At 56.3% G+C, this 26,522-nt stretch carries 23 protein-coding genes and 1 pseudogene; 12 read left to right on the top strand and 12 right to left on the bottom strand.

The window, feature by feature from the left end:
- Positions 1-117: 117 nt before the first annotated feature.
- Positions 118-216 (bottom strand): annotated as a pseudogene (locus DBY66_RS14445) (Rpn family recombination-promoting nuclease/putative transposase); the annotation flags it as partial.
- Between the two features lie 36 nt (positions 217-252).
- Between DBY66_RS14445 and DBY66_RS17805 the strand changes: the two are divergent.
- From DBY66_RS17805 to DBY66_RS14415, 7 genes are all read left to right on the top strand, one after another.
- Positions 253-471: a hypothetical protein gene (locus DBY66_RS17805; protein WP_146745184.1), complete on the top strand. Its 219-nt coding sequence runs from the start codon at positions 253-255 to the stop codon at positions 469-471.
- Between the two features lie 254 nt (positions 472-725).
- The gene (locus DBY66_RS14440; RefSeq protein WP_104085958.1) at positions 726-1,937 is read left to right on the top strand and encodes an SfnB family sulfur acquisition oxidoreductase; all 1,212 of its coding nucleotides are present in this window, start codon (positions 726-728) and stop codon (positions 1,935-1,937) included.
- Between the two features lie 9 nt (positions 1,938-1,946).
- Positions 1,947-3,137, top strand: coding sequence for an SfnB family sulfur acquisition oxidoreductase (locus DBY66_RS14435; protein WP_104085959.1), 1,191 nt, complete (start codon positions 1,947-1,949; stop codon positions 3,135-3,137).
- Positions 3,134-4,492: an LLM class flavin-dependent oxidoreductase gene (locus tag DBY66_RS14430; RefSeq protein ID WP_108570306.1), complete on the top strand. Its 1,359-nt coding sequence runs from the start codon at positions 3,134-3,136 to the stop codon at positions 4,490-4,492. The genes DBY66_RS14435 and DBY66_RS14430 overlap by 4 nt, the downstream gene beginning before the upstream one ends.
- Before the next feature lie 24 nt (positions 4,493-4,516).
- Positions 4,517-5,323, top strand: a complete 807-nt coding sequence (locus DBY66_RS14425; RefSeq protein ID WP_108570307.1) for a MetQ/NlpA family ABC transporter substrate-binding protein — start codon at positions 4,517-4,519, stop codon at positions 5,321-5,323.
- Between the two features lie 2 nt (positions 5,324-5,325).
- The gene (locus tag DBY66_RS14420) at positions 5,326-6,429 is read left to right on the top strand and encodes an ATP-binding cassette domain-containing protein (protein WP_108570308.1); all 1,104 of its coding nucleotides are present in this window, start codon (positions 5,326-5,328) and stop codon (positions 6,427-6,429) included.
- Positions 6,413-7,063, top strand: coding sequence for a methionine ABC transporter permease (locus DBY66_RS14415; RefSeq protein ID WP_108570309.1), 651 nt, complete (start codon positions 6,413-6,415; stop codon positions 7,061-7,063). The genes DBY66_RS14420 and DBY66_RS14415 overlap by 17 nt, the downstream gene beginning before the upstream one ends.
- A 33-nt stretch (positions 7,064-7,096) precedes the next feature.
- Here DBY66_RS14415 and DBY66_RS14410 read toward each other — a convergent pair whose 3' ends face one another.
- From DBY66_RS14410 to ssuD, 5 genes are all read right to left on the bottom strand, one after another.
- A complete protein-coding gene (locus DBY66_RS14410; RefSeq protein ID WP_108570310.1) occupies positions 7,097-8,314 on the bottom strand; it encodes a monooxygenase in 1,218 nt (405 codons plus the stop codon).
- Positions 8,307-9,767: an MFS transporter gene (locus tag DBY66_RS14405; protein ID WP_108570311.1), complete on the bottom strand. Its 1,461-nt coding sequence runs from the start codon at positions 9,765-9,767 to the stop codon at positions 8,307-8,309. Before DBY66_RS14405 ends, DBY66_RS14410 begins: the two co-directional genes overlap by 8 nt.
- Positions 9,768-9,998: 231 nt before the next feature.
- Positions 9,999-11,405, bottom strand: a complete 1,407-nt coding sequence (locus DBY66_RS14400) for an LLM class flavin-dependent oxidoreductase (RefSeq protein ID WP_108570312.1) — start codon at positions 11,403-11,405, stop codon at positions 9,999-10,001.
- Between the two features lie 69 nt (positions 11,406-11,474).
- A complete protein-coding gene (locus tag DBY66_RS14395; protein ID WP_108570313.1) occupies positions 11,475-12,887 on the bottom strand; it encodes an FAD-dependent oxidoreductase in 1,413 nt (470 codons plus the stop codon).
- A 29-nt stretch (positions 12,888-12,916) separates the two neighbouring features.
- Positions 12,917-14,071: an FMNH2-dependent alkanesulfonate monooxygenase gene (gene ssuD, locus DBY66_RS14390; RefSeq protein ID WP_108570314.1), complete on the bottom strand. Its 1,155-nt coding sequence runs from the start codon at positions 14,069-14,071 to the stop codon at positions 12,917-12,919.
- A gap of 276 nt (positions 14,072-14,347) precedes the next feature.
- Between ssuD and DBY66_RS14385 the strand changes: the two genes are divergently transcribed.
- Entirely contained in the window at positions 14,348-16,237 is a 1,890-nt protein-coding gene (locus DBY66_RS14385) for a sigma-54-dependent Fis family transcriptional regulator (RefSeq protein WP_108570315.1), read from the top strand.
- Positions 16,238-16,331: 94 nt separating this feature from the next.
- Entirely contained in the window at positions 16,332-17,279 is a 948-nt protein-coding gene (locus DBY66_RS14380; RefSeq protein ID WP_108570316.1) for a sulfonate ABC transporter substrate-binding protein, read from the top strand.
- A 388-nt stretch (positions 17,280-17,667) separates the two neighbouring features.
- Here DBY66_RS14380 and DBY66_RS14375 read toward each other — a convergent pair whose 3' ends face one another.
- The gene (locus DBY66_RS14375) at positions 17,668-17,985 is read right to left on the bottom strand and encodes an Rpn family recombination-promoting nuclease/putative transposase (RefSeq protein WP_108570317.1); all 318 of its coding nucleotides are present in this window, start codon (positions 17,983-17,985) and stop codon (positions 17,668-17,670) included.
- 53 nt (positions 17,986-18,038) lie between these two features.
- Positions 18,039-18,989 (bottom strand): Rpn family recombination-promoting nuclease/putative transposase, encoded by a 951-nt coding sequence (locus DBY66_RS14370; RefSeq protein WP_108570318.1) that lies wholly within the window; start codon positions 18,987-18,989, stop codon positions 18,039-18,041.
- Between the two features lie 443 nt (positions 18,990-19,432).
- Here DBY66_RS14370 and DBY66_RS18085 point away from each other — a divergent pair, with 443 nt between their 5' ends.
- Positions 19,433-19,603 carry a DUF2256 domain-containing protein gene (locus DBY66_RS18085; protein WP_071882943.1) on the top strand — a complete coding sequence of 57 codons (171 nt, stop codon included), beginning with the start codon at positions 19,433-19,435 and terminating at the stop codon, positions 19,601-19,603.
- 4 nt (positions 19,604-19,607) lie between these two features.
- Here DBY66_RS18085 and DBY66_RS14360 read toward each other — a convergent pair whose 3' ends face one another.
- Positions 19,608-21,059 carry a sugar porter family MFS transporter gene (locus tag DBY66_RS14360; RefSeq protein WP_065647936.1) on the bottom strand — a complete coding sequence of 484 codons (1,452 nt, stop codon included), beginning with the start codon at positions 21,057-21,059 and terminating at the stop codon, positions 19,608-19,610.
- 248 nt (positions 21,060-21,307) lie between these two features.
- On the opposite strand from DBY66_RS14360, the gene DBY66_RS14355 reads away from it, so the two are divergent.
- The gene (locus DBY66_RS14355; protein WP_104085977.1) at positions 21,308-22,207 is read left to right on the top strand and encodes a LysR family transcriptional regulator; all 900 of its coding nucleotides are present in this window, start codon (positions 21,308-21,310) and stop codon (positions 22,205-22,207) included.
- On the opposite strand, the gene DBY66_RS14350 is transcribed toward DBY66_RS14355, so the two are convergent.
- The 3 genes from DBY66_RS14350 to DBY66_RS14340 all read right to left on the bottom strand — a co-directional run bounded on the left by DBY66_RS14350 (position 22,182) and on the right by DBY66_RS14340 (position 25,141).
- The gene (locus DBY66_RS14350) at positions 22,182-22,979 is read right to left on the bottom strand and encodes a substrate-binding domain-containing protein (protein ID WP_104085978.1); all 798 of its coding nucleotides are present in this window, start codon (positions 22,977-22,979) and stop codon (positions 22,182-22,184) included. The genes DBY66_RS14355 and DBY66_RS14350 overlap by 26 nt on opposite strands.
- Before the next feature lie 14 nt (positions 22,980-22,993).
- Entirely contained in the window at positions 22,994-24,289 is a 1,296-nt protein-coding gene (locus DBY66_RS14345) for an MFS transporter (RefSeq protein WP_108570319.1), read from the bottom strand.
- A gap of 288 nt (positions 24,290-24,577) precedes the next feature.
- Positions 24,578-25,141, bottom strand: a complete 564-nt coding sequence (locus DBY66_RS14340) for a hypothetical protein (protein ID WP_108570320.1) — start codon at positions 25,139-25,141, stop codon at positions 24,578-24,580.
- A gap of 219 nt (positions 25,142-25,360) precedes the next feature.
- Here DBY66_RS14340 and DBY66_RS14335 point away from each other — a divergent pair, with 219 nt between their 5' ends.
- Positions 25,361-26,518, top strand: a complete 1,158-nt coding sequence (locus DBY66_RS14335; RefSeq protein WP_108570321.1) for a PrgH/EprH family type III secretion apparatus protein — start codon at positions 25,361-25,363, stop codon at positions 26,516-26,518.
- The last annotated feature ends 4 nt before the right edge of the window (positions 26,519-26,522 follow it).

Genomic DNA, 26,522 nt, shown 5'->3' with positions numbered 1-26,522 from the left:
AGAATCTGTATTTATATGCGCGTTTCATGCTTTACATATTACGGCACATTATGTAAGAAGGCCAGGGAATGTTACGCAGTTACCGCGCTTATATCCCCGCCCGATTGGGCGAGGTCTTACGCGCAAATTGATAAAGTCCCGGGCAATCTCCGGCTGCGTAAGAAATTGCCTGAAAGTCGCGTCGTGAGGCGTGGGCGTGCTGTTTTTCTTCTTCATCCGTGCTGACTCATCAAATAACGAGAATATAATATCATGACAGCAAAAGCGCTGTGCCTGGAACCATTTTCATCGGATGTCCGAAACTATTTGCACGCCAGTAATAAAGCGACAGACAAAGGCGTTTATATTTTTGCCTTCAAATATGGCCCACACGTCAAAATAGATTACCTGTTCTATTACGTGTGGGATGACAGGGGCTGGAAAATATCTGTTCACCCTTCTGCAGCACTGCCAGAAAATGAAAGTCAATAAAGCATAATTAAACAGGAATGAATATTTTTCCTCTGAATATCTCAGAGGCGTTTGCCAGTAAACTTCCATTAAATCCCCTCAGGGACGCTATAAAAATCAAAGCTCAATTACTGATTAGCTTTGCGGATATTGTAATAACCACGCTATTTACTTCGTTTTGAACAACTGACTATTATCGCTCTCACTCTGTTAATAAATGTAACGGGCTTAATTCAGCCTGCATGCTTTGACGCCCTTTTTTTACTGGAAACGCCATGAATCTCTCTTTTACTGTACCCGAAACCTGTCAGGCGGCGGTCATCACCCGACGCGAACAGGCTATTCAGGCGGCGCAATCGCTGGCTGAGCAGGCGAAGCCCGGTGCCGTTGAGCGCGATCAGCAGCGGATTTATCCCGTTGATCTGCTGAATCAGTTCACCCGGCTTGGTCTGGGCAGTATCAGCGTTCCGCGTCGTTTTGGCGGAGGCGGGCTGGACTATCAGACCCTGGCCGAGGTTTTTCGCATTATCTCCGCCAGCGATCCCTCTCTGGGCCAGATCCCGCAGAACCACTTTGGGCTGATTCAGTTCATCCTGGGCGAAGGCGAACCGGAACAGCAGCAAACGCTGCTGCAGGCCGTCGTGAACGGCAACCGACTGGGTAACGGTGGTCCTGAAAAAAATACCCGTCATACGCGTGATGTTCAGGCCCGGCTGAGCGGAGATGGGAACGCGCGGTTTCTGACGGGAGAGAAGTTTTATTCAACCGGCGCGCTGTTTGCCGACATTCTGGTTACCACCGCTCTTCAGGATGATGACAGGCCTGTGATGGCTTTCATCCCGCTGCCTGCCCCAGGCGCAGAGATTGTCGATGACTGGTCTGGCATGGGGCAGCGTACCACGGCCAGCGGCACGGTCAGGCTTCATCAGGTGGCGGTCGATCCGGCCTGGATTATTCCGCTACCGTCGCCGGAGAAACCGACGCTGCGCGGTGCCGTTTCACAGCTCATCCAGGCGGCGATCGATGCCGGCATCGCGCAGGGCGCGCTGGACGATGCGCTGGCGTTCGTTCGCGATCACTCCCGTCCCTGGGTCGATGCCGGCGTGGCGCGCAACACGGACGATCCTTACATCCTTGCCGATATCGGTCGCATCAGTACCGAACTGAGCGCCGCCAATGCCCTGCTGCGAAGGGCGGCCCGCGTGCTCGACGCCACAGACCCGGCCGCGCTGACAGCCGAAAACAGCGCAGCCGCCTCAATTGCCGTGGCGGAAGCCAAAGTGCTGACCACGGAGATCGCCCTGCGAGCCAGCGAAAAGCTCCTGGAGTGGGGCGGCAGTCGCGCCACGCTGCTACAGCATGGTCTGGATCGCCACTGGCGCAACGCGCGCACCCACACCCTGCACGACCCGGTGCGCTGGAAAACCCACGCTATCGGCAACTACTACCTGAATGCAGTCTATCCCGCGCGTCATGCGTGGATTTAAGGAGAAAGTATGAGTCAGGTTCAGCCGAAACAGCCAGCGGAGAGCGTGCGCAGCGAACAGCAGGCGCTGGATGTCGCCGCACAGCTGGCGCAGCAGTTCCGTGAAGGTGCCGCAACCCGGGATCGCGAACGTGAGTTACCGCATCATCCGCTGCGGGCACTGTTTCAGTCCGGATTAGGGGCGATTACCGTGCCCGAAGCCTATGGCGGTATCGCGGCGTCGACAGCCACGCTGACCTCGGTGATTAGCCTGCTCAGCGAGGCCGATGCGGCAGTGGGTCAGGTTCCGCAGAACCATTTCTACGCGCTGGAAGTCCTGCGCCTTAACGGCAGCGAGTCTCAGAAACAACGCTTTTACGGTGAAGTGCTGGCTGGCGTCCATCTGGGAAATGCGCTGGCAGAATTTTCAGCCCGTGCCGCGCATCAGCGTACCACAGCGATCTGTAACAACGTCCTCAACGGCAGCAAATTCTACGCCACCGGCGCGCTGTTCGCCGACCGTATTCCCACTGCGGCGCGCGATGAAGCGGGCATAGAGCAGCTGGTGTTTGTGCCGCGCCATCAACCGGGCGTTACGGTGATCGACGACTGGAGTGGTTTTGGTCAGCGCACCACCGGCAGTGGCAGCGTGCTGTTCGATAATGTCCCGGTCGAGCCAGATGATGTCGTGCCGTTTCAGTCGGCCTTTGAGCGTCCCACCGCTCTTGGGCCGTTTGCCCAGATTCTGCATGCCGCTATCGATCAGGGCATTGCGCAGGCTGCCTTTAACGATATGCTCGATTTTCTGCGTCAGCGTGCCAGACCCTGGCCAGACAGCGGTGTGAGCCGCGCCAGCGACGATCCCTTAACGCTTGATCGTACCGGCCGTCTGGCTGCGCGGCTGCGGGCAGGCGAGGCATTGATAGAAGAGGCGGCAGCGGCCGTTGATGCGGCGCAACGGCAGCCCGACGCCGGCACGGTCGCGCTGGCCTCTGTTGAGGTGGCCAAAGCACGGGCCTGGACAACAGAGGTGTCGCTGGAAGCCGCGAACCTGCTGTTTGAACTTGGCGGCACACGCGCCAGCCTGCGGGAATACAATCTTGACCGCCACTGGCGCAATGCGCGCACGCATACCCTGCACGACCCGGTACGCTGGAAATATCCTGCGATAGGCAACTATCTGCTCAATGGCGTATTGCCCGCCCGCCGGGGCACGCTATGAGCCAGAAACAGGTTCTGCTTAACGCTTTCAATATGAACTGCGTCGGTCACATTCATCACGGCATGTGGACACATCCTCAGGATCACTCTACGGAATTTAACACGCTGCGTTACTGGACAGATCTGGCGCGCCTGCTGGAACAGGGCCTGTTCGACGGCGTGTTTATCGCCGATATTCTGGGCGTCTATGACGTTTATCAGCAGGGGATCGCGCTGACGGCGCGCGAGTCGATTCAGCTGCCGGTTAACGATCCGCTGATGCTGGTTTCCGCCATGGCGGGAGTCACAGAGCATCTGGGCTTCGCCGTTACCGCCAACCTCAGCTATGAAGCGCCGTATCCCTTTGCCCGTCGCCTCTCAACGCTGGATCATCTCACTCAGGGACGCATCGGCTGGAACATCGTCACCGGCTACCTGGACAGCGCGGCGCGGGCAATGGGCAATAAGCAGCTGCTGGCGCATGACCAGCGCTATGCCCAGGCCGATGAGTTTCTCGACGTCAGTTACCAGCTCTGGGAGGGAAGCTGGCAGGATGATGCGCTGGTGATAGATCGCCAGAACCGCCTCTATGCCGATGCCAGCAAAATTCACCCGGTAAAGCACCAGGGAGAGTTCTATCAGGTTGAGGGCTATCACCTCAGCAGCCCTTCACCGCAACGTACGCCGCTGCTGTTCCAGGCCGGCACGTCAGCGCGTGGCATCCGGTTCGCTGCCCGTCATGCCGAGTGTACCTTCGTCAATGCCGCCACACCCGCCGCGATGCGCCAGCAGACAAAGCGTCTGCGCCAGGCTGCGGTAGAAGCGGGTCGCCGTGCCGACGATATACGCATTTTTATGGGTGTCGGCGTGATTGTCGCCCCGACCGAGCGCGAAGCGCAGGAGAAGCACCAGAGCTATCTGGCCTATGCCAGCCCGGAAGCCGGTATTGCCCATTTCTCCAGCTCAATTGGTCTCGATCTGGCCGCCTTCGACCTGGATGAGCCGATCGTCAATGGTGAAACCCGTGCGATTGAGTCGGTAAGTCAGGCCTACAGCGGCTGGACCCGCCGTCGCCTGCTGGAGCAGCACGCCATGGGCAGCCGCTATCCGCTGATTATCGGTAATCCCTCTCAGGTGGCGGACGCGCTGCTGCACTGGATGGATGAGGGGGATATCGACGGCTTCAATCTGACACGCATTCTCAACCCGCAAAGTTACCGCGATTTTATCGAGCTGGTCGTACCGGAATTACAACAGCGCGGTCGTTATAAAACGGCTTATCAGCCCGGCTCACTGCGCAACAAAATTTTCCGGCAGGATCGCCTGCCCGATCGTCACCCGGCCGCGCACTGGCGTCATGCCACCGGACACCGTTGAACTGTTTAACCTCAAGGAATCATCATGACACGTATTAATCCCTTACGCGTCGCGCTGGGCGCGATACTGCTGACCCTCAGTGCCGTTGCCGCTGCAGACTATTCGGGACCGCTGAAAGTCGGGACGACTGCCGCCTTTGCCCCGCCGCTGGAGACCGCCGTGGCGGAAGCAAAGAAGCAGGGACTCGCGGTTGATCTGGTCGAGTTCACCGACTGGACCGCCCCTAACGTCAGCGTTGAAAATGGCGACATCGACGTTAACCTGTTCCAGCATAAGCCTTTTCTGGAGAATGCGAACCAGTCCGGCGGCTTCCATCTGGTCGCCTGGGCGCCCGCCATCATCAACAACATCGGACTCTACTCGAAAAAGCACAGCGCGATTGACCAGATACCCGAAGGCGGTACCGTGGCCATCGCCAACGACCCGATAAACGGTGCCCGCGGATTACTCCTTTTACAGAAAGCGGGACTGATTACGCTGAAGCCGAATGCCGGGCTCAAATCCACTCCCGACGATATCGTCAGCAACCCGAAGAAACTGAAAATCATCGAAGTTGAAGCGGTGCAGCTCTCACGCTCGCTGGAAGAGGTCGATCTTGCGCAGGGTTATCCGCACTATCTGCGTCTGGCCAAAACGATCGACCCCAATCAGGCGCTGCTGTTTGATGGGCTGGAACACCCTGAATATGTTATTCAGTTCGTGATCCGTCAGGGGCATGAGAACGATCCGCGCCTGGCAAAATTTGTCGATATTTATCAGCATTCGCCGGTGGTGCGCGCCAGCCTCGACAGTTTCTATGGCAAGCTTTATCAGCCGGGCTGGAGCCAGTAATCATGGTCAGCGTTAGCTATCCGGAAACCAGCCCATTACCTCATTCCGCCGTTGCCACGCAGGCCAGCGGCGCCGCGCACATTACCCTGGAGGCGTTGAGCAAACGCTATCCCGGTCAGACGGTCGATGCGCTGCATAACATCCATCTGCAGATCCGGCGCGGCGAGATTTTCGGCATCATTGGCCGCAGCGGAGCGGGCAAATCGACACTGATCCGCTGCCTTAACCGGCTGGAAGAGCCTGGCAGCGGGCGGATTGTCATTGATGGCACCGACATCAGCGCTCTGACGACCCGCCAGCTGGTCGAATGGCGGCGCAGCACCGGCATGATTTTCCAGCACTTCAATCTGCTCTCCGCCAAAACGGTCAGGCAGAACATCGAGCTGCCGCTCAGGGTTGCGGGTGTGCCTGCGGCTGAGCGGGCGCGTAAAGTGGATGCGTTACTGGCGCTGGTCGGGCTGGAGTCGCGTCAGCACGCCTGGCCCGCTCAGCTTTCCGGAGGACAGAAACAGCGCGTCGGCATTGCGCGTGCGCTGGTGCACGACCCGGAGCTGCTGCTGTGTGACGAAGCGACCTCGGCACTCGATCCTGAAACCACGCGCGCCATCCTGGCGCTGCTGAAGAAAATCAATCAGCAGCGCCACATTACCATTGTCCTCATCACCCATGAGATGGATGTCGTTCACGACCTCTGCCACAACGTGGCGGTGATCGACCAGGGTGAAATCATTGAGCGCGGCCCGGTCTGGCAGGTCTACAGCGATCCGCAGCAGGAGACCACGCGACAGCTGCTGAATCCCGATCATCAGACACTGCCAGAATCGGTCGCCAGCCGCCTGAGCGACCGCCGCCTGCAGCCCGATGCCCGGCTGTTACTGCGGCTGCGCTACACCGGGCAGGGTGCTCAGCCGGATATCGGTGCGCTGAGCGCCCTGATTCCGGGTGAAATCACCGTGATCTACAGCGCGATTGAGTGGGTGACACAGAAGCCGATTGGCCAGATGCTGGTCCTGCTGGATGCCCGGCATGAAGCGCAGGCAGTGACCGCTCAGCTGTCGCATATCGCCGATCAACTGGAGGTGTCAGGTTATGTCACAGGCTATTGACCGTTTATGGAGCGCACTGCTGGATACCCTGCTGATGGTCGGGGTCTCTTCGGTGCTGGCGCTGCTGCTGGGATTACCGATGGCGGTGCTTCTGGTGGTGAGCGGACGCGGGGATCTTTTCCCCAGTCCGGTACTCAACCGGGTGCTGGGCTGGATGGTTAATCTCTTTCGCTCGGTTCCCTTTCTGATCCTGATGGTGGCGCTAATCCCATTTACCCGCTGGATAGTCGGTACGACCTATGGCGTCTGGGCCGCAGTGGTGCCGCTGACCCTTGCAGCTACTCCGTTTTTTGCCCGCATTGCCGAAGTGAGCCTGCGTGAAGTGGATAAAGGACTGACGGAAGCGGCGCAGGCGATGGGCTTTCACCGCTGGCATATTATCTGGCATGTGCTGTTGCCTGAAGCGCGCCCTGGCATCGTCAGCGGCTTCACCATTACGCTGGTGACGATGATCAATGCGTCGGCGATGGCGGGTGCCATCGGTGCCGGTGGCCTGGGCGACCTGGCCTATCGGTATGGCTATCAGCGTTTCGATATGCAGGTGATGGTGACCGTGATCGTGGTGCTGGTCGCGCTGGTGACCCTGCTTCAGCTCTGCGGCGATCGGCTATCGCGTCGGCTGAATCATCGTTAGCCCCTGAGGCCGGGTTCCCCCGGCCTTTTTTTATCACGCGCCCCCGCCGTTCCCTATCTGCCAGATAAAGGTCGGATCGCTGCCATTTACTTCCCAGTCACCCACATTGCGGATTTTGTAGATCACCGGATTGTGCGAGGAGACCGTACGGGCGTTGCGCCAGTGCCTGTCCAGCGCCTTGCTGACGCGGGTATCGGACGCCCCCAGCGCATTAAACAGCTCAGTCGCAGCGCGGGGCACCAGCTCTGTCGCCACGGCCTGCGCCCGGGCTGACTCCACCTCGGCCAGCACATTAGCCGCATGCCGTGCGGATTCACCGGCACCATTCTGCTCAAGCTCAAACACCCGCTGCAGAGCGTGAGTGGCGCGCTCAGCGGCCGCTTCTACTGCCCAGGCCCAGCTGCTGATCTGGCCCACAACCTGCAACACCTGCACATCCTGTCTGGCCTGTGGCGCACTGCCGTGACTGTAAATCCGCTTACGCTGCGCCACAGCCAGTGCCGCATCACGCACTACTGCCCGGCCAATACCGGCCAGGGTAGAGAGTAAAACGTGCTGATAAAAGGCAGTCTGATAGCGGAAGCGCGTACTGAAATCGTACACATGAGCGGACTCAATATGGGCCTGATCAAAACGCGTGCTGCCGCTGCCGGTCAGGCGCTGTCCAAACCCATCCCAGTCATCGTCACGCTCAACGCCATTCTGGTGCGTGCTGACCAGCGCAATCACGTCGCGGCCGTTGTCGGCTCGCCGGGCAAAAACATCGATCCAGTCAGCATAAAGGGTTCCGGTGCTGTAAAACTTTTCACCGCTGATCGTCCAGCCATACGGTGCCAGGGAAACCTGGGTGATGACCTCACCCAGTTTCACCGTGCCCGTTTCACTCCAGCCGCTGCCCACCAGCTCGCCATCCACAAAACGGCGAAACCAGCGAAGCCGTTCAGCATCCGCAGGCTGATTCAGGCGATCTTCAACAAACGCGAAGTGTGCACGCAGTGCCTGAGGCAGGTTTGAATCCGCCTCGGCCAGCGCGGTCAGCAGCGAAAAGAGCTGAGGCAGTGACACCCCGAAGCCACCTTCCTCTTTCGGGATGCGCAGCGTGCCAAAGCGGGCTTCTTTCAGCCAGGCGATGGGCTTATGCAACAGTGTACGCGTTGTTTCACGCCTGGAGGCGGCTTCGGCGATACGGGTAAACAGCGGCCTGAACTGTTCGGTCAGTGCCGCAAACTCAGTCCGGGTTAATTCAGACATGATCTTCTCCTGTGGTGGGTTGTTCATCAATGTCCTGTCGGGTCGGTTCAAACCGGACGACCAGCAGGAAAATTATCGGGATCAGCGCAGCGAGTGAGACAATCCAGAACATATCGGTGCTGTACCGGGCCTGCAGAATCGGCAGGATGAATAGCGCCAGCGCACTGCCGATTCCCGAAAGCGAGCGGCTGAAACCGACGCCGGTCGCGCGGATATGGGCTGGATAGGAGAGTGCGGGATAGATCATTAACTGCGCGCCGGGTCCAAACCCTTCAGCAAACAGCCAAAGTCCCAGCATCAGCACGGCAAACACTACTCCAATCGTCGCCTGCGGATGACCAATCAGCGCCAGGGAGATCAGCGCGATAAACTGCAGCGCAAAGCCGGCAATCGCCACATGCCTGGAAGGGAACTTCCACGCCAGCCGCATCCCCAGCAAACCGCCGGTAAAGGCGAACAGTGCGTTGAGTCCCAGGGAGGCAGAGATGGTTTCAAACACGCCCGCGCCCAGGAACTGCGCCAGAATAGAGGGCAGGAAGAAAGCAATGGCGGTGTATTCAAAAGCGATACAGACGTTCATTACTGCGCTGACGATCGTGCGTTCGCGGTAAGGCTTCTGAAACAACACGCGGAAACTCACTTTCGGGGCCGCTTTCGCGGTCTTAGTTTTTTCAGGCTGCTCTTCATGCGCAATAATGCCGTAGGAGTCGCGCAGAATGCGCACGGCACCGCTTAAATCGCCCTGATTTGCAGCCCACAGCGGTGACTCATTCATAAACTTACTGCGCACCGCGATAATCAGCAGGGCCGGTACGGCACCAAACAGCAGCGAGGCGCGCCACAGCCAGTCGATATGCACGGCAGGTAACAGGAAGTAGAGCGCAAAAATGATAAAAAAGCAGGCTGAGGAAGCGGCGTACCACATCGGGCACCAGGCGGCAAGGCGCGACGCTTTGTTGCCTTTACCGGAGAATTTCGAGAACTCAGCGAGATAAGTCATGGCGACCGGCAGGTCGATCCCGACCCCGACGCCCATCAGAAAACGCGCGCCAATCAGGACCCAGACGTTGGGCGCCAGGCCCGCCGCGATAGCCGAGACGACAAAGAACAGCATGTCCGCCATAAAAACTGAATAGCGGCCATATTTGTCGGTCAGCCAGCCGCCGACCAGATTACCCACGATGGTCCCTATCATGATGGAGGATGTTACCAACCCGGTGAGAAGTGGAGTCAGCCCAAACTCTTTAACCACATCATCGATGCCATAAGAGAGCGTCGTGAGATCGTAAGCATCAAGAAATACGCCGCCCAGCGCCAGAAATACGATCCAGCGGGCGTAACTGTTTTTCTCACTGTTACTGTTAATCAGCCGGGCCACATCACTGACCGAACGAACCGGTGTGGAATGCGGCGGCGGGGCGGTCAGGGTGTCGTCAATATTCAGTGTACTCATCGTATCCTCGTTATTATTTAAGCAGGCAACGCAGCTGTTATAAGTTCAGCCCCCCGGGTAAACAACCAACAATTTCGGATAATGATTACAGTAAATTCAATAAGTTAAAATCAAATCTCGGGCATGCGGAAAACCGGATAAATCGTCTGACTTATCCGGTTCTGTCCGGCGGCTGTCTGTTTTTTACTGCCCGAAACAGAGCGGGCAAAGGGCTGACCTCTCCTGTTTCCGTCAGACCTTTTCGCTTTCTGGCTGCTGTTTCATGTCTGATGTACGACGATACCCGGCTCCCGGATGCGGCGAGGTCAATCGTGGCCCCTGTCCGAACAGTTTTTCACGCAGCGTGCCCGCCTGATAAGCCTGCTTATAGACACCGCGCTTTTGCAGTTCCGGCACCAGCAGCTCCACCACGTCGGAAAAGGTTTCATGCGTCACCGCGTAAGCGAGGTTAAAGCCATCCACATCGGTCTCCTCAACCCAACTCTGCAACTCATCTGCCACGGTTTCAGCACTGCCTACCAGCAACGGACCAAATCCGCCAATGCCAACCCAGTCTGCCAGCCCCTGTACCGTCCATTGACGGTTGGGATCGGCGGTGGAAAATGTCTCAACCGCTGACTGAATCGCGTTGGTGTGCAGATGCTTCAGGACCTGATCTGGTTGATACTGGCCAAAATCGATACCGGTCCAGCCGGAGATCAGCGCCAGTGCCCCTTCGTAACTGACATAACTTTTGTACTCCTGCCATTTCGCCTGTGCCGCCAGGTCCGTCTCGCCCACAATCACAGTCTGCAAATTGAAGATCAGGATGGATCGCGGGTCGCGTCCCGCCTCTGCGGCCCGCCGGCGAATATCCGCCACCGTTTTTTTCAGCAGCACTTTCGACGGCGCTGCAACGAACACACATTCCGCGTGCTCCGCCGCAAACGCCTTGCCGCGGCTGGACGCCCCCGCCTGGTAGAGTACCGGGGTGCGCTGCGGTGACGGTTCGCACAGATGAATTCCCGGCACCTGAAAAAAGGTGCCCTGATGGTTAATCGGATGGATTTTATCGGGATTGCTGAAAATACGGCGTTCGCGGTCACGCAGTATCGCCTCCTCTTCCCAGCTTCCTTCCAGCAGTTTGTAGACAACCTGGAGATATTCATCCGCATAGTCGTAGCGAGCGTCGTGGTCGGTCTGAGCCTGATAACCGATATTCCGTGCGCCACTTTCCAGATAGGAGGTCACAATATTCCAGCCGACACGGCCTTTGGTCAGATGATCGAGGGTCGAGAGGCGGCGTGCAAAGGGGTAGGGGTGTTCAAATGACAGCGAAGCGGTGAGACCAAACCCCAGATGTTCCGTGACCAGCGCCATCGGTGTGATCAGCGCAAGGGGATCGTTAACCGGCACCTGCGTGGCCTGACGGATAGCCGCCTGGTTGTTGCCGTTGTACACATCATAAACACCCAGCACGTCGGCAATAAACAACCCGTCAAATTTACCGCGCTCCAGCAGACGCGCCAGATCGGTCCAGTAGGTCAGGTCCTTGTACTGCCACGAGCGATCGCGCGGATGCGCCCACAGGCCGGGAGACTGATGACCGACGCAGTTCATATCAAAAGCATTCAGACGAATTTCACGTTTCGATGACATGGCAGCTCCTGAGCGGATGCGGCATCACGCTGCCGCCCGCTCTTTCAGATTGATATTGTGAGAAGGGGATCAGTGCGTCAGGAAGCCGGGACATCGCTCGCTGATGGAGGAGGGCGTAGCGCTGAGCAACATGCGCGCGACGGATTCAGCATGCTCGGCTACCTGCGGCAGTCCCATCAGCTCGCCAAAACGCCCGCGCGCGGTGGGCCCGGCGACATAAAGCCGGGGGCTGGCTTCACCCTGTGTATTCACAGCCTGCGACAAGGCGTTTACCCGAATGCCCAGCGCCAGCGCATCGGGCTGGATCACGCCGTCACCCTGTAACTGGCTCAGCAGCGGGTTGCTGTCCAGCAGCGCGTTGTGCGCCGGGCCGGTGGTCACAATTACCTTATCCACCTCGCAAACCTCCTGATCGGCTCCTCGCAGACGCAGCGTCAGCCGCAGCGCGTCATCGGCCGGTTCAGCCGCAATCAGACGGGCGGCACGCAGCGAGAGCTGACCGCTGGCCTGCAGCTGTGAGAGAACCTGACTGACCTGTGGCGCGATGCGATAGCGGTGAACATCCCACCAGGGGCGGAGATGCTGCAGAAAACGCTGCTGTTCCGGCAGCGGTAAACTCTGCCAGATACGCTGACCGTTGCGGCGGATATCATCCAGCACTAGCTGCCAGGGCAGATTCAGCGCCGCTGCCCGTTTAACCTCCTGACGCACCCGCTGTAACCAGCCGCGCGCGGTCGCGGACTGCGGCTGACTGTAATCCAGGCTGTAGGCCGCCTCACTGCCGCTCAGATTGGCGCGCGGCAGCAGTCCGCGACGGGAGAAAACGGTGATGTGACCCCGGTGCTGCTGGCGGTGCAGCGAGGCGACAACATCCGACATCGTCAGGCCCGAGCCGATAATCGCTATCCGGCTGTCTGGCGCAATCTGCGTCAGCGCATCACGCTGCCAGGGGTCAGCGATCACGCCGGGATGCGCCTGTAGCTGCTTCAGCCGCGCAGGCAGCGCGGGCGGGGGATGGCTGATAGCCAGTACTACCTGATCCGCCCGGATCCGTGCTCCACGGGCGGTGGTCACGACCCCGTTCCGCAGCGATAAGGCGCTGTCCTGCAGGTGTCTCAGCGTCACCGGAGAGTGTTTCTGCTGATGGATAAACTGTGCGTTTACCCAGCGACCAAACTCACCGCGCTGCGGATAGACGTTGCCGTCATGCCACAACGCGTCCGGGTCGTTCAGATAGCCGGGCGAGGCCCGGAAGTCACGATCAAACAGACCCTCTTCATCGCCCGCAAGCTGCATCCTGGAAGCCGGAACATTAATACGGTGCGCCGGATCGCGGGTGCCGTAGGCCACGCCCTGTGCCAGTTCGTCACGCGGTTCAATCACCGTCACGTTCAGGCCCGGCTGGCCCTGTCTGGCAAGATGGATCGCCAGCGCGGTGCCGGTGAATCCCCCGCCGATAATGACAATCTGCTGTTGCAACATAAGCGAGCCTTCTCTTCTGTTAACGGGGGTTAACCCGGACGGCGGTCGCCGCCAATCGTTTCACCAAACGGGCCGGTATTTACGCTGCGCTGTTTCTTTTCGGCGTTGGCCGCCAGCGGTAACAGCGGCATTACCAGCTCGGCAAAGCGATGCGCCTCTTCGAGATGCGGATAACCGGAGAAGATAAAGTTCTCGATCCCCAGCGCCTGATATTCACGAATACGGTCGGCAACCTGCTGCGGGCTGCCTACCAGCGCGGTGCCTGCACCGCCCCGCACCAGCCCCACGCCTGCCCACAGATTGGGGCCGATGCGCAGGCTCTCGCGTGAGCCCTGATGCAGCGCACTCATCCGCGCCTGTCCGGCCGAATCCATGCGGGCAAAGATTTTCTGGGCCGCCGCAATGGTCTCTTCGTCGAGATGCGAGATCAGCCGGTCAGCAGCCGCCCAGGCTTCCTCTTCAGTTTCACGCACGATGACATGCAGGCGAATGCCATAGGAGAGCGTCCGGCCTTTTTCCTCCGCCCGCTGACGGACGACCGCCAGCTTCTCCGCCACCTGCTCAACCGGTTCGCCCCACGTCAGATAGCTATCGATCTGACTGGCCGCCACGTCAATAGCCGCATCCGAGGAGCCGCCAAAATAGAGCGGCGGGCCATTTTCCTGCACCGGCGGGAAGAGGATTTCGGCGCCTTCGACGCGGATATGATCGCCGTTGAAATCGACTTTTTCGCTTTTGAGCAGACGCGAGTAGACCTCAAGAAACTCCCGTGTAACCTGATAACGTTCAGCATGACTCAGAAAAATTCCGTCGCCTTTGTTTTCAACCGGATCGCCTCCGGTTACCACGTTTATCAGCAGCCGCCCTCCGGAAAGACGGTCCAGCGTGGCGGCCATGCGTGCGGCCAGACTGGGTGGCTGCAGGCCCGGACGCACGGCCACTAAATAGCGCAGCTTTTTGGTGATCGGGGCAAGCGCCGACGCCACCAGCCATGAATCTTCGCAGCTCTTCCCGGTCGGAATTAATACACCATAAAAACCCAGATTATCTGCCGCCAGCGCAACCTGCTGTAAGTAGGGTAAATCGACCGCTCTGCCACCCTCCGTCGTGCCCAGATAGCGCCCGTCACCGTGGGTCGGCAGAAACCAGAAGAGGTTGAGGTTTTCCTGTGTCACATGGCTCATTAGCAGATTCCTTTATAACGATATTTGAATTTATCACATAGGGATAATTCCTTTGGCTATATAGCTGTTAGCAGCAATCATGCCAGAACTAACCAGAATATATTTTCTTTATAATCATCAGGATAGGATGGATAACGTTTTGCCGGTGCTGTTGCATTTGCAACAGCGGCAGCCGCCCTCTGCCGCATTGGCAACACTTAAATACCCTGAGCCTCTCGTTTCCGGGGCGGCCGCACGGTATGGTCTCTGTTTCCCCGTTTAGCCGGTAAAAAAACGATGCAGATTGCCACCCCAGAGTTGATCGATCGCGCCTCAAAGGCGTTTCAGAGCGTGCTTGATCAGCTTGCGCCGACGGATGCGACCGTGTTGATTATTGGTGAAACCGGAACAGGTAAAGAGGTCATGGCGCGCTATCTGCATTATCACAGCGCACGCAGAGACAAGCCTTTCCTGGCCGTCAACTGCGGCGCACTCACCGAAAGCCTGGCAGAGTCCGAACTCTTTGGTCATGAGAAAGGGGCGTTCACCGGCGCGCAGAATCGTCATAGCGGCTGGTTCGAGGCCGCAGATGGCGGCACGCTGTTGCTGGATGAGATAGGAGAACTGAGCCTGCCGCTGCAGATAAAACTGCTGCGTGTGCTGCAGGAGCGTGAAATCACCCGTGTCGGCTCCTCCAGAGCGATCAAAGTCAATGTGCGGGTTATCGCAGCCACCAATCGCGATCTGGCGGCCGCCATTCGCGAGCGGCGTTTCCGGGAGGATCTTTATTACCGACTCAACGTGGCGAGCGTCACGCTGCCGCCGCTGCGACAGCGCTGCGAAGACATATCCGTGCTCGCGCATCACTTTCTGCAGCTCTATGCGCGCCGGCTTGGCCGTCCTCAGCTCCGGCTCAGCGACGAGGCGCTGGCGACGCTGATGGCCTACAGCTGGCCGGGCAACATCCGGGAACTGGAGAATACGCTACACAATGCCGTACTGCTTAGTCAGAGCGCGCTGGTGACACCGCAGCAGCTCCGGCTGAGCCAGCTGACAGGTCCCGGGACGTCGCCGGGCGAAGAGGCGATGGATCGGTTTCTGAAACAGCAGATGCAGCAAAGCGAGACACCGCTCTATCCGCGGATGATCGCCGCGCTGGTCAGAAATGCTCTGGAACTGACGCAGGGCAATCAGCTTCAGGCTGCCGCGTTGCTTGGCATCAGCCGTCATACGCTGCGGACGCACCTCGGGCACCTTGGGATCATCAGGCCACGCCGCAGTCACATGCCTCCGCGCAGCGCTTCCGCCTTTCAGCCTGCCGCAAAAGAGCGCGAGCTGCGCATCGGCTATCAGAAGTTCGGCAATCTGGGGATCCTGAAAGCCCGTCAGTCACTGGAACAGCAGCTGGCCGATCGCGGTGTCAGCGTACTGTGGAGTGAGTTTCCCGCTGGCCCGCAGTTGCTGCATGCGCTCAGCAATAAGGAGATCGATTTTGGCACCACGGGGGAGGTGCCGCCGCTGTTTGCGCAGGCCGATCATAGCCCGATGCTGTATGTCGCCTGGGAACCCGCAGCACCGCAGAGCGTCGCGCTGGTGGTGCCAGACAGTAGTCCGATTCAGCGCGTCAGCGATCTCAGAGGAAAACGCATCGCCGTAAACCGGGGCTCTAACGTTCACTACCTGCTGTTACAGATTCTGGATGAAGCAGGGTTAACCCTGAATGAGGTACGCATCCTCTACGCGCCACCTAAATATCCGTTAACGCCCAGCGATCTCAACGCCGTGGATGCCTGGATGATGTGGGATCCGCTGCTCAGTGAGGCAGAAAACAGCGGGCAGTTCAGGGTTATCGCTGACGGCAGCGACCGGGTCAGCAACCATCAGTTCTACCTTGCTGAACGCGGGTTCGCCGCACATGCCGGAGATCTGATAGCGGTTCTGCTGGCCGCGCTGGAGCAGACCGGCCGCTACATTGATGCGCACCGCGCAGAAGCGGCAGGCCTGCTCTCAACTGAACTGGGCATCCCGACAACCTCTCTGCTGCACGCGCTGACGCGACGCAGCCACCAGACGCAGCGGATGAGTTTGGCCATCATCCGGGAGCAGCAGATGATCGCTGATCGCTTCTATGCGCTGGGATTGCTTAGTCGCGCAATTCGGGTTCGCGAGTCCGTCTGGCATCCATAGCGTTTTTTCAGCTAAGCATCGAACTTTTCATCGCTAAGCGCCTGAACCTGCGTTTGTTATGTTGCGCTGACTACAACAGGCTCAGGAATGAGAAATGAAAAAAGTTTTACTCAGCGCACTAATTATTGCCGCCCAGGCGGGATTTGCATTCAACACCCAGGCAGCCGATAAGCCCGATACGGTAAATATCGGTTTTCAGAAAGCAAACATCTTCGCTCTGCTCAAATATCGCGGCACGCTGGATGAGGAGTTTAAAAAGCAGGGGATTGCGGTTCACTGGATTGAGTTTCCCGCCGGACCACAGATGCTGGAAGGTCTGAATATCGGCAGTATCGATCTCGCGGCCACCGGCGACGCGCCACCTGCGTTTGCCCAGGCAGCACAGGCCGATCTGGTTTATCTGGCGCACTCGCCAGCTAATCCGAAAACCGAAGCGATTGTCGTTCCGGCCGATTCACCTGTCAAAAGTGTGGCGGACCTCAGGGGTAAGCGCGTGGCGCTGAACAAAGGGTCTGACGTTAACTATATGCTGGTCTCAGCCCTGGAGAAGGCAGGGCTAAGCTATAAGGATATTACGCCGGTCTATCTGCCGCCCGCCGATGCGCGGGCGGCTTTCCAGCGTGGCGCGGTCGATGCGTGGGTTATCTGGGACCCTTACTACGCGGAAGTTGAAACCAACGCCCACGCCCGGTTAATCAGCAACGCTGAAGGGCTGGTGCCGCACTACACCTTCTATCTGGCCAGCCGCAAATTTGCGGAAGGTCATCCGGCAGTCGCCAGCAAGGTGATAGATGAGCTGGGCACACTCAGCGCCTGGGCCAATCAGCACCAGGATGAGGCGGCAAAAATCATGTCTGCCTCAACCGGTCTGCCGCAGCCCATCTGGCAGCGCGCGCTGGCAAGGATGCCCTTTGGCGCAGAGCGCATGACGCCTGAAGTCTTTACGCAGCAGCAGGCCCTGGCTGATACCTTTACGCGGATTGGCCTGCTGCCGGTAAAGGTCGATATCCGCAGCGCGACCTGGTCACAGGATAAAAAATAGGGCGGTCGGGCAGAGGTTCGCGATCCAGGCCTCTGCCTGATAGAGAGGAGCGTTAATTCACTGCCTGACTCTTTGAGCTTAGCCCCAACGTAAAGAGCATTCTGATATTAATATGATTTTCTTCAAATTTATGGCTCAATCGCGTCAGGAGTATGAGTGCAGCAAGCTGAATCTACTCGCTTACAGTCATAGCTCAAGCCTTAATTTAACATAATTATGATTATGCGAACTTAATGGCGCTTTTTTTTGTTAAACTACTTTGGCTGATTATGACCAGTTATCGCAGTTCAGGAAGCTTATCAGGCAACGGTAAAATCGGCAGGAGTTGATTCTCAGGCCACAGCTCTTTTGCATGAGCTGAGGTATGGGAGGCGTGAAGATAAAATACTCAGCGAAAAGAGTGCTTCAGCTCTTCCTCAGTCAGACCAGTCACATTCATAACAGACTGAATATCCATACCATTCTTTAACAGATTGCGGGCGATCTTAAGGCTGGCTTCCTGTCGTCCTTCCAGTCGCCCTTCCTGACGGCCTTCCTGACGGCCTTCCTGACGGCCTTTCTGCTCAAGCTGCTGTGCAATCGTCATCAGTTCATCCTCATGTTGTGGTACCCGCAGCGCCAGCTCACGGATAAAGGCGCCTGCATCGGCGGTTTCACCCGCCTGAAGCATATAGTTTACCCGCGCGTGCATATGCTGTCCGGTCATGAATTCCGCCGCTATTAGCAGAGCCAGCTGGTTCGGCGCCTCTTTTAAATCACTTAGTGACAAGAGTGCTTCAGCTCTTCCTCAGTCAGACCAGTCACATTCATAACAGACTGAATGTCCATGCCATTCTTTAACAGATTGTGGGCGATCTTAAGGCTGGCTTCCTGTCGTCCTTCCTGACGGCCTTCCTGTCGTCCTTCCTGACGGCCTTCCTGTCGTCCTTCCTGTCGTCCTTCCTGACGGCCTTTCTGCTCAAGCTGCTGTGCAATTGTCATCAGTTCATCCTCATGTTGTGGTACCCGCAGCGCCAGCTCGCGGATAAAGGCGCCTGCATCGGCGGTTTCACCCGCCTGGAGCATATAGTTTACCAGCGCGTGCATCTGCTGTCCGGTCATGAATTCCGCGGCCATTAGCAGAGCCAGCTGGTTCAGCACCTCTTTCAAATCGCGCCGGCGAATATGCTTTTGTAGCAGGGTTAGTGCGGCCATACTCCGATGTTGCATAATTTCTTCATCAGGGATTGTAGTTAAATCCACCAACGGGAATCCGCTACTATAGAGCGTTGTTGCTATCTTTGATTCGCTGAAAAGCTGCAGCCAGTTCATGCTGTAAGGATAGGGGCTGCGCTTACCCTGATAAAACAATACAGGAATGACAAGCGGCAAAGCGTTATGCCCGGCGTCAAGATGACGTTGCATCGCTGCTACGGCATAACGCATCAGGCGGAACGCCATATGTCTGTCCGGCGAGCTTTGATGCTCAATCAGGACATGGACATACCCGTCACCTTTTTGGGTTTTTAGCGAGTACAGTACATCGCTATAGTAAGAACGCAGGTCATCTTCAACAAAACTTCCAGACTCCAGCCTGAGCGTCGCAAGGTCGCAAATCGCGAGCAGCGCAGGCGGCAGATGTAGCGTCATAAAGTCCCGCGCGGTTTGCGGGTGGGAGAGAAATGTTTTGAAGACCGCATCATGCGGTGTAGGCGTGCTGTTATTCTTCATTGCGTCACCTGAGCATTTTCCCTGAGCTTCAATGATATTACTGAGGCCTCAATCAAAGCAGATCTTCTGAAACCTGATATATATTCAGCGCGCCTTAATTACGCTATCGAAAATAATTCCGATAAATAGTAATTAGGTTTTCCCGTTAAATCAGAATTTGATATCACTGCATATTTCTGCAGCCTCGCCAGAACCAAAATAAAACAACTCCACGCCCTGCTTACCTTCCGATTTAATGCTATTAACGGTTAACATGTTCTCTCCTGATCAAAGCAATAATTTAATCATTTCCCCTCTTTTTCTTCTTTCAAAATTCAATCAAAGATTCGCATTTGCAGTCATGGTTACTATGATTAAAAATTAAATATATCTAACGTTTCATTGGCTAAAGGTCGGATTAATAGCTGTCAGCGAAGTTGAGGTTGATTACGGGGAGATCACGCGTGAAAGATTTTAAAGGTAACAAACAGGCGTTGCCTGTGCGCTACTGTAAACAGTGTCACAAACCCATGACGTGGCGCAAAAAGTGGGAGAAAAACTGGGACGAGGTACAGTACTGCTCTGAACGCTGCCGCCGCGCCGCGAAAGCGGCACGGACAGCAGCAGAGTCATAAGGGGTTAGTTTGCAGGCGCCGTTTCCTGGCGCTTGTCACCAAACCGTTCCCGCATATGTGCTTCAATCTGCTCCAGCGACTTGCCACGCGTTTCCGGCAGCACCAGCGCGACAAAAATCAGCGATCCGACATTGATAGCGGCAAAAATAAAGAAGGCGTTGTTACCCACCAGCGACAGCAGAGGCGGAAAGGCAAAGGCCACTGCCGCATTACAGATCCACTGAAAAGCCACAGCCGAACCGGTCAGTACGCCGCGTACCTGCATTGGAAAGAGTTCTGACATCAGCAGCCAGTAAACCGGTGAAATGCACATCTGCATAAAAAACAGGAATACCAGGATACAGGCGAGCGCCAGCAGGCTCTGCGTCATGCTGTTCGGCATAAACACCAGCACCGCGCCCAGCGCCAGCTGCATTGCAATCACAATACATAACCCGGTCATCAGCATTTTGCGTCGGCCAAAGTGGCTGATTGCCTTGATACCGGCAAACGTCGCCAGTACGGAAACCACACCGTTGCCAATGGTCGCAGCAATCGAGGCGCTGGTTCCCATGCCGGTACTCTTCAGGATAATCGGCGTGTAGTACATAAAGGCGTTTACGCCGGTAAACTGCAGCACAATACCCATGCCGCAGCCCATCAGCAGCAGACGGACAATCCACTTCTCTTTTAGCAGTTCACGCGCCGCCGGCCCCTGTCGTGCCATACGGGCGTTTTCGCGCATCTCTTTCATTTCAGCTTTAATTTCGCGCGGGTTTTCGCGCAGCTTACGCATGATGCGCATCGCTTCACTGAGGCGGCCCTCCGCGACCATCCAGTGCGGCGACGCCGGGACAAAGAAAGTGCCGATAAACAGTAGTACGCCCGGTACCATTGCCAGCGCCAGCATATAGCGCCACATTTTCGGATCGTGCAGCAGCAGGCTCATCGCTGCGCTGACGATATAAGCCAGCAGCTGGCCTGAAACAATCATCAGCTCATTGCGGCTTACCAGCGGCGCACGACGCTTGGGTCCGGCGATCTCAGCGATAAACACCGGCACGGTCGATGAACCGCCGCCCACGGCGATGCCGAGTATAAACCGCATCACCACCATGATTTCGATATCGGGCGCCACCGTGGTACCAAAAGCGCCGGCGACAAACAGCAGCGCCAGACTGCGCAGCGTAATACGGCGGCCAAAGCGATCGGAAACGTAACCGCTGAGAAACGCACCTACCGCGGAGCCAAACGTCAGTGAGGATGTCACCAGCCCTTCGGTAAAAGGCGTAAGGTTAAGCCCGCCCTGTGCGGCAGGTAGTGTCATATAGGGCAGTGCGCCGGAAATAATTCCGGTGTCATAGCCGTATGCGAGGGCTCCCATTGTGGCCACCAGCACCACAAAAAACAGTCGTTGCTGAACGGTGAAATTAAGCGCGCCGCCGTCGTCCGGCGAGTCCTGAGAAGAGTTTTGCATAGCTGCATCCCTGTTTAAATGGCACACACAGCACGTTGCTGTGTAAAGAAAGGTATGAGTATAGGAGCGATTTTCGGAATGGGATCTGAATCACATAATTCGTTAAAAGCAGCGGGTCCCCGGTACTAAACCAGTAAGGTATGCCGTCGGCCTCTGTAAGCCGGGCGCAATCATATTGCTGTATCCGTTTCCGGTACGCCCGTGCCGGCCGATACCTTACCCTGCACTGCCTGAAAGGATGCTGCCTGATGCCCGTGAATTTTGATCTTAATGACCTCTATGCGTTCCGCGCGCTGGTGGAATATGGCAACTTTCGCCTGGCAGCAGAGTCGATCTGCCTGTCGCAATCTGCGCTGAGCCGCCGGATTGAAAAACTGGAAGCGGCGCTCGGCACGCGGCTTTTTGACCGCACAACGCGTCGCGTTACGCTGACGCTCTATGGCCAGAGCTTTGCTGAGCGATCTGAACAGCTGCTGGCAAACGTGGAAGCGGTACTGGCTGACATCAATCAGGTAAGCCAGGAGCGCACCGGTCTGGTGACGGTCGCGACAGTGCCTTCGGCTGCGTACTACTTTATGCCTGAAGTGATCCGGCGCTTTCGCGCACGCTATCCGCGGGTGCGGGTCAAAATTATCGACAGTAGCGTGGGCAATGTTATTGAGGCGGTCAGCAGCGGCCAGGCGGATTTCGGGATCTGTTTTGCGAAAAGCCTGCCGCCGGCCATTGAATTTTTACCGCTGGAAGAGGATGTGTATGTTGCGGCCTGCCGGCACGAACACCCGCTGACGCGCCGATCATCACTGAGCTGGGAGGAGTATTTTCAGCAGGAGTATATCGGGCTGGATAAGGTATCAGGTAACCGCTCCCTGCTCGACCAGGCGCTGGCGCATATCATTCCGGCCCGGCCCAGCATCTGTGAAACGCGCCACGTCACTACCCTGTTAGGCATGGTCGAGGCGGGCATTGGTATTGCGGCAGTGCCGGCGATGTCGATGCCCTCCTCAGGGCACTCCTTACTGGCGCAGATACCGCTGACGCATCCGGTGGTGACCCGATCCGTGGGTCTGATTCGCCGTCGTGGCCGTATTCAGTCATACGTTGCCGCCGAGCTGGAGAAGCTCATTACTGAACAGTATCACCCTGCTTAGCGGTCGCGGTTACGCTGTGCATACCGGTTGCGGTCACAATTTTCTGCGCCTGCGGAGAGGCCAGGAAACTCAGAAGCGCTTTACCTTCATCGGGATGCTGCGCGTTTACCGTTACCGCGCCGGCGAAGCGGGTAATGTACTGCACATTTGCCGGCAGCTCACCGGCAAAACTGACACCCGGCACCGGCAGCAGCTCGCTGACCTGCTGGAAGCCAATGGCGTAACGTCCCTGCGCCACCTGCGATGCGACTGGAATGCGCTCCACCATCTGCGCTTTTGTCTGCATCTCCCGATCGATCCCCAGCTTTTTAAACAGCTCATTACTGACATAGCGGCCGCTGGCGCTGTCTGAATAGGCAACAGACTTTGCGCTAAGCAGTGTCGTACGCAGCTCAGCATCGGTTTTAATCGCCGGCAGCGGATCGCCCTGCTTTACCACGATACCAATCGGCGAGTCTGCCAGCTCCTGGCGGGTGCCGGCGGCAATGCGCTTATCCTGCTGCAGATGCGTCAGCGCATCACCGACCATAATCACCACATCAGCCTGTTCACCGCGCGCCAGGCGGTTCGGGATGGCCTGCGGCGTCTTCCCCATAGAGGGGCCGGGGATAACTACCAGATGGTTACCGCTCTGTTTTTCATAGACGGGTGCCAGTTTTTCCAGTGCAGCTTTAAAGCCGCCGGAGATCATCACGCTGACATCCTGCGCCAGCACGCTGGTGCTGAACGAAGCGAGCATGATTGCAGTAAGGCTCAGAATCGGTTTATACATTATTTCATTCCCTGTTAGCGTGCGGTTTGCAGCGTCAGTGCGCGACGACGATAGAGATAGAGCGTGGCGAGCAGCGCGCAAATTGCGGCAAAGCTCATCCAGTAGCCTGGCGACGCTTTATCACCGGTATACTCAATCAGCGCAGTGGAGATAACCGGCGTAAAGCCGCCAAAGACCGCGGTCGCCAGGCTATAAGCCAGTGAAAAGCCCGCCACGCGCACTTCGGCTGGCATGATCTCAGTCAGAGCAGGGATCATAGCGCCGTTATAGAGGCCGTAAATGAAGGAGAGCCACAGCAGTACCGTCAGCATCATAGAGAAGCTCGGTGCCGCCGCCAGCATGGTCAGCGCCGGGTAAGCGGTTGCCAGCGCCAGCAGCGTCATCGCGACCAGCACTGGCTTACGGCCAAAGCGGTCAGACAGGGCACCGCCCACCGGCAGCCAGAGAAAGTTAGAAATGGCCACCAGCAGCGTGACCAGCAGACTGTCTGATGCGCTGAGCATCAATACTTTTTTGCCGAAGGTGGGCGCGTAAACCGTGATCAGATAGAACGCGGTAGTGGTCATCGCCACCATCAGCATGCCCGCAATCACAACCGGCCAGTTGCTCAGCAGCGTTTTAAATACCTCACCCATCGCCAGATGTTTACGGCGCGCGGTAAACTCTTGCGTCTCTTCCAGCTTGCGACGCAGAATAAAGATAAACGGCACGATCAGGCAGCCAAACAGGAACGGGATACGCCAGCCCCAGCTGCTGATTTCACCCGGCTCCAGCGCAGCGTTCAGGGCAAAGCCCATTGCGGCTGCAACCATAATGGCAACCTGCTGGCTGCCAGACTGCCAGCTGGTGTAAAACCCTTTTCGGCCCGGCGTGGCAATTTCAGCAAGATAGACCGAAACACCGCCCAGCTCAGCGCCTGCTGAAAAACCCTGCAGCAGACGGCCGGTCAGCACCAGCAGGGGTGCCCAGAGGCCGATACTCTGATAAGAGGGGATCAGTACAATCAGGAATGTGCCCGCCGCCATGATAGAGAGCGTGACGATAAGCCCTTTACGACGGCCCACTTTGTCGATGTACGCGCCAAGTACAATGGCGCCGATAGGACGCATCAGAAAACCGGCGCCAAAGACGGCAAAAGTCATCATCAGTGAGGCAAACTCACTGCTGGCCGGAAAAAAGGTATGGGCGATATAGGTGGCGTAGAAGCCAAAGAGAAAAAAATCGAACTGCTCCAGAAAGTTACCGGATGTCACGCGCAGTATGGCACTGATACGCGAACGGGTAGTCATGGGTGAGGTAGAGGAATGCATCAGAATCTCCAGTTGTCATGGGCGCTTTATCGTTGCGCCTGTCACGAAAGACTGGATCAGAAAAATAGAGTTAATAAGCGCAATAAACTCATGCACTGATGCGTTACATGCATTAATACAGACCCGAAGCTGAAAATCAGTTTATATATTAGGTTGTTAAATATATGTAAGCATCATGTCAGGAATATTCAGGCTGAATGGTGACACATCAGCTTTGTGACCAGCTTCAAGTGTGTTGCTGGCGCCCTGCGTGGTCTTATCAACAGGATGAGCGTAATGCAGGCTGCTTCACGGCATCTGCTTAACTTCCGGCAGCGCCATATCGCAGGCAAACGCATTCATCAGCCTGTCATACGTTTTTTTATGCTCGGGATGCCTGACGCCTGAAAGCAGTTTCCGATCTGCATCTGACCATCCGGCAGCATGGGTACGCTGCTCGTTGATCCGGGCGTTAATTTTTGCTCCGCTCTTACCGGCAGAGTAAAAGGCGGTGTTATCCATATACTTCAGATAGAGATCAAAGGTGTTTTCCGACCAGACATGCCGGTTTGGATACATAATCTTATGTATATATCTGCGCGCGTCTTTGATCTCCTGCGCGCTGTATTGATCCCAGTCGCCCACCTGTTCGATATACGCATAAATCGTGTTGAGCGGTTCTCTAACCTGGCTGAACACCTCTGTTCTCAGCATCAGCGCTGAGATTTCTTTTTTATATTCAATATGATTACTGAGCTTTTTCTCAAACAGCGCGTTCTGAAATGACCACGCCAGCAGACAGATCACCACCGGCACCGCAATAGAAATGAAGATTTTAACCAGCTCGATTCGGAATAACGTTTTATCATTCATGTCGTCACTAAGGCTGGGGGAGAGAGAAGACGCGAATACTCTGAATGACTTATTAGTGATTCTGCTACAACAAATCGCTCATTACCTGAAAAAGCCTGCGCTTTACCCTCAGCCATCAACGGGTGACCGCTCAAAATCAACATTCATTATAATTCCATCAATCACTGAATCGTAAACAGACTTAGGCTGGTAAACAGAAAAGTAATTCAGTTGGTGATCATGGCATATCAGAATGAAACAGGCGACCTGGCCGATACACATCCGGAATGTACCCTTCGCTTTTTGAATACCCCTCTTTCGGGTTGTGAATATGAGCTAAAAGCGGGCATCACCCGGATACTTGTTGGTCCGGAGGAGGAGATTTTCGATAACGAAAGTGAATATGATCAGATCGTTGTACCGTACGGTAATACGCTAAGTCATTTCCTTCTTCGCGTTGACGAAACCAAAAGCGCAATCTTTTTTACCAGCGAACAAGGCAGCGAACAGCCCTTATCCGGTAATCAGGAAACGGAAGCCTGCGGCGTCAGGTTTGCGATTAAGCTTCCCGGCGAAGAGTGGGATATCAAAGCGCTGAAAAAAAAGCCTGCCCTAAAGAAGCGCAGCGTCGCCGTTACCGCAATGCTGAGCATAGGGGTGCTCTCCATCATCGCGCTTAGCATTATGCTGTTCAGCATGGACAACGATCAGAGACGGAGTAAAAAAATCCGAGCCGTCGTTGCTGCGGATTTCCCTGAAGTCGTGGTCGTAGAGGGTAAAGACAAACAGCATTATATCCTTGCCGGGAGTCATCAGCATCAGGTGTGGCTCACGCAGGCGCTACGCAAAAAAACAGACCTTGAGCAAAAGCTGTTTGTTCTGGACAAAAATAAAGAAGAAGAAAAAATATACTTATGGTTTAAAACGAACAGTCCAGATCAAAAAGTTCATGCGCTGAATCTTGATAACGCAGGCACGGTCCGCATCACGTCCAGCAGCGAACGTAGCCAGATTATTTCTCCGCAACAGAGTGAAAAGGTAACGCTGCGGGCAACAGACGCTTTTTCCTATATTAAAAATGTCAGTTTTCACTATATCAGCGATCAGGCTGTGGTTCAGGATGCGATAGACGCTGTCAGCAAAGTCACGCAAAAGTATGACGTAATAAACAATAAAGATAATGTTTCGCTCAGTCTTTATGGCGAGCGAAATGACAATGAGCTGCTGCTGCTACAAACGCAAATTAAAGATTTTAATCAGCGCTGGAAAACTGACTACGTTCAGATTGTGATTACGCTAAGCGATGAATGGCTTCGGGATAAATCATATATTTATGGCAAGGAGGGCTTTGTCAAAATGTCAACCTCCCACTGGTTTTTCCCGAATAAAAGCCAATAAATTA

It is taken from the genome of Pantoea sp. RIT413 (assembly GCF_003057675.2).
Classification (GTDB): domain Bacteria; phylum Pseudomonadota; class Gammaproteobacteria; order Enterobacterales; family Enterobacteriaceae; genus Pantoea; species Pantoea eucrina.
The sequence above is the reverse complement of the archived record's forward strand: the minus strand, read 5'-3'. Positions and strand labels throughout refer to the sequence as shown.

Excerpts from the sequence above, each read along its gene's own strand:
- DBY66_RS14420 (WP_108570308.1), top strand. The coding sequence starts at position 5,326 with ATGGTCAGCGTTAGCTATCCGGAAACCAGCCCATTACCTCATTCCGCC.
- DBY66_RS14375 (WP_108570317.1), bottom strand. The coding sequence starts at position 17,985 with ATGACCGGACAGCATATGCACGCGCGGGTAAACTATATGCTTCAGGCG.
- DBY66_RS14345 (WP_108570319.1), bottom strand. The coding sequence starts at position 24,289 with ATGCATTCCTCTACCTCACCCATGACTACCCGTTCGCGTATCAGTGCC.
- DBY66_RS14360 (WP_065647936.1), bottom strand. The coding sequence starts at position 21,059 with ATGCAAAACTCTTCTCAGGACTCGCCGGACGACGGCGGCGCGCTTAAT.
- DBY66_RS14370 (WP_108570318.1), bottom strand. The coding sequence starts at position 18,989 with ATGAAGAATAACAGCACGCCTACACCGCATGATGCGGTCTTCAAAACA.
- DBY66_RS14410 (WP_108570310.1), bottom strand. The coding sequence starts at position 8,314 with ATGTCTGAATTAACCCGGACTGAGTTTGCGGCACTGACCGAACAGTTC.
- DBY66_RS14400 (WP_108570312.1), bottom strand. The coding sequence starts at position 11,405 with ATGTCATCGAAACGTGAAATTCGTCTGAATGCTTTTGATATGAACTGC.
- DBY66_RS14395 (WP_108570313.1), bottom strand. The coding sequence starts at position 12,887 with ATGTTGCAACAGCAGATTGTCATTATCGGCGGGGGATTCACCGGCACC.
- DBY66_RS14425 (WP_108570307.1), top strand. The coding sequence starts at position 4,517 with ATGACACGTATTAATCCCTTACGCGTCGCGCTGGGCGCGATACTGCTG.
- DBY66_RS14350 (WP_104085978.1), bottom strand. The coding sequence starts at position 22,979 with ATGTATAAACCGATTCTGAGCCTTACTGCAATCATGCTCGCTTCGTTC.
- DBY66_RS14355 (WP_104085977.1), top strand. The coding sequence starts at position 21,308 with ATGCCCGTGAATTTTGATCTTAATGACCTCTATGCGTTCCGCGCGCTG.
- DBY66_RS14380 (WP_108570316.1), top strand. The coding sequence starts at position 16,332 with ATGAAAAAAGTTTTACTCAGCGCACTAATTATTGCCGCCCAGGCGGGA.
- DBY66_RS14385 (WP_108570315.1), top strand. The coding sequence starts at position 14,348 with ATGCAGATTGCCACCCCAGAGTTGATCGATCGCGCCTCAAAGGCGTTT.
- ssuD (WP_108570314.1), bottom strand. The coding sequence starts at position 14,071 with ATGAGCCATGTGACACAGGAAAACCTCAACCTCTTCTGGTTTCTGCCG.
- DBY66_RS14335 (WP_108570321.1), top strand. The coding sequence starts at position 25,361 with ATGGCATATCAGAATGAAACAGGCGACCTGGCCGATACACATCCGGAA.
- DBY66_RS17805 (WP_146745184.1), top strand. The coding sequence starts at position 253 with ATGACAGCAAAAGCGCTGTGCCTGGAACCATTTTCATCGGATGTCCGA.
- DBY66_RS14340 (WP_108570320.1), bottom strand. The coding sequence starts at position 25,141 with ATGAATGATAAAACGTTATTCCGAATCGAGCTGGTTAAAATCTTCATT.
- DBY66_RS14415 (WP_108570309.1), top strand. The coding sequence starts at position 6,413 with ATGTCACAGGCTATTGACCGTTTATGGAGCGCACTGCTGGATACCCTG.
- DBY66_RS14435 (WP_104085959.1), top strand. The coding sequence starts at position 1,947 with ATGAGTCAGGTTCAGCCGAAACAGCCAGCGGAGAGCGTGCGCAGCGAA.
- DBY66_RS14440 (WP_104085958.1), top strand. The coding sequence starts at position 726 with ATGAATCTCTCTTTTACTGTACCCGAAACCTGTCAGGCGGCGGTCATC.
- DBY66_RS14430 (WP_108570306.1), top strand. The coding sequence starts at position 3,134 with ATGAGCCAGAAACAGGTTCTGCTTAACGCTTTCAATATGAACTGCGTC.
- DBY66_RS14405 (WP_108570311.1), bottom strand. The coding sequence starts at position 9,767 with ATGAGTACACTGAATATTGACGACACCCTGACCGCCCCGCCGCCGCAT.